This is a genomic window from Candidatus Obscuribacterales bacterium (genome assembly GCA_036703605.1).
Taxonomy (GTDB): domain Bacteria; phylum Cyanobacteriota; class Cyanobacteriia; order RECH01; family RECH01; genus RECH01.
The window spans coordinates 1-1,912 of the sequence record DATNRH010001011.1; the positions used below are offsets into that span (position 1 = coordinate 1).

A 1,912-nucleotide genomic window follows, 5' to 3' on the forward strand; every position below is an offset into this window, starting at 1 on the left:
CATCAGGAATCCCTTGTTGATTGCATCACTGATTCCTTTGTCCGGTTCCGAACGCCAGAGGATGTCCTTTTGCTTTTCGAGAATGTCAACAGTACCATCTGTGGATTGTGCATCGATTATGATGTGCTCGATCTCGATGCCATCAGCCTTTTGCGTTCGGACACTTTCGAGGCAATCCTCAATGTATTCACTCTGATTGTAGCTCGGTGTGATGATCGAAAACTTCGTCCGGGCCAATTTTGAGGTGAGTGCGGTCTTGTCCTGCTGCCCATTGTTCAAGGCAGTATCCTCTTCAAGGAATGCATCTCCCAGTGCTCTCAACAAGGAATCGTTGGAGAAGTATTGACTGCCTATGTTGAACGCTATCGTGGTGGCCAATAATCCGTAAACTTGGTCTCTCCATCCCAAATCTATAAGCAAGCCCCGACAAGGGTGTGCCCTCAGTTGTTGAATGACGGTGCGGATGACTTCATCCGGACTCCAACTCCTGGTGAAGCATGAGTCCTGAATGAGATAATGGGCGAGATCAATGGCCGGCATGCCCTTGTGGGCGCCTCTCTCCCAGTCATGAACGAGCAATAGATCTTTTCCGTCACAACTTGTGCGGAGGTTCGGGCGGGTCAAGTCGCCATGACGTATCGAAGGCGCCAGCTTCAGCTCTTCCCATTGTTTCATGGCTTCCCCCCAAATCGGGTATGATTTCAGAATTTGAGACGCAGTGTTCCATTCTTTAAAAACCTCCAGTGGTAGCGGGTCGGATCCCATGTGCCATTCTCTCAGCAGCTGAACGATTGGGGAAATGTCAGGATTGGACCATGCGATGCCATCCTGCCAGCCCATGCACAGTTTCGCCTCATCTCCATCGCTGGTGAAGCTCCTGAGGTCTGGTGTGTGAATGTTTTTCTCAAGGCTCTCCAGCATGTCGGCTTCATGCTTGAGGATGTTTGTCCCAGCTTCCCCAAAAGCCAGTTTAACCACTGTCCAAACCTGGGGATCCCTGAATACAGCAACCGACCGCTCACACAGATGTCCCGGGCTGCCCACCATGACCCCGGCCTGTTTTCCTGCGCCCTGATGGCCCTCTTCAGCCTGCCAGGCGCGTAGAAGAGGGCAGGGTATGCCGAGCTTTATGCATGTGCGGATGATTGCCTTGAGTAGCTTGCCTTGCCCCCTTTGGGGTTGGTATAGATCCAAAGTACGCAAGGCCACCTTCTGGTCCCTGGGAATCGCGCAAAGCACCCTCCCTTTGCGTATCAACAGGCGGTATGGCGCCGATGTGTCCGCCCCCAAAGAGCGCAAGCTTCGCTCAAGAGTTTCCATGCCCTTGAAGTGATTGGGTTTAGGCATAGCTGCGATTTTTACTGTCGGGTATGGATTTGGGAAATCAGCCCTCGGAGTTTGGAGTCAACCTCCGAGATGACCTCAGCCAGTGGTTTGGTCGCATCAATAATGACAAAGTTGGGAGTGGCTTTGGATAAATCCAGGTAGCGCTCCCTGAAGCGCTCCAAGGTTTCTAAGGGTAGTTCCTGTTTGCGTGAGAGAAGAATATCAGGGGGAGCATCCAGGTAAAATACGGCATCGGGCTGGGGCATGAATCGGCTAGCCAGCCGGGCAAGACCCATGGCTGCGCCGTAACGGTATCGCTTGGGGTCAACCAGTAAATCCACGTGGTAACGGTCGTATATGACAACGCCACGTTTGCGTGCCTTGCGAATGGATTTCCACCAGCCTACCCACCAGTTCAGCCAGAGCCAGCCGAGTTTGAGGAAAGAGCTGACGGATCCACGCGGGGTCTGTCCATGGGGATCCTCAACGTTTGATTGTCGTTCCTTGGGCCCCCTTTTGATGGAGGGTCTCCAATGGCCCTCCATCACCGCAACACCTTCGGCCTGCAGTTTAAGGGATAGTTGGG

The 1,912-nt window shown here is 53.1% G+C and carries 2 protein-coding genes; both read right to left on the reverse strand.

The genetic code is table 11. The features are described from left to right. A partial coding sequence (locus V6D20_20670; protein HEY9818194.1) for a glycosyltransferase occupies positions 1–1,347 on the reverse strand: 1,347 nt, incomplete at its 3' end. Between the two features lie 11 nt (positions 1,348–1,358). After that, a partial coding sequence (locus tag V6D20_20675) for a hypothetical protein (GenBank protein ID HEY9818195.1) occupies positions 1,359–1,912 on the reverse strand: 554 nt, incomplete at its 5' end.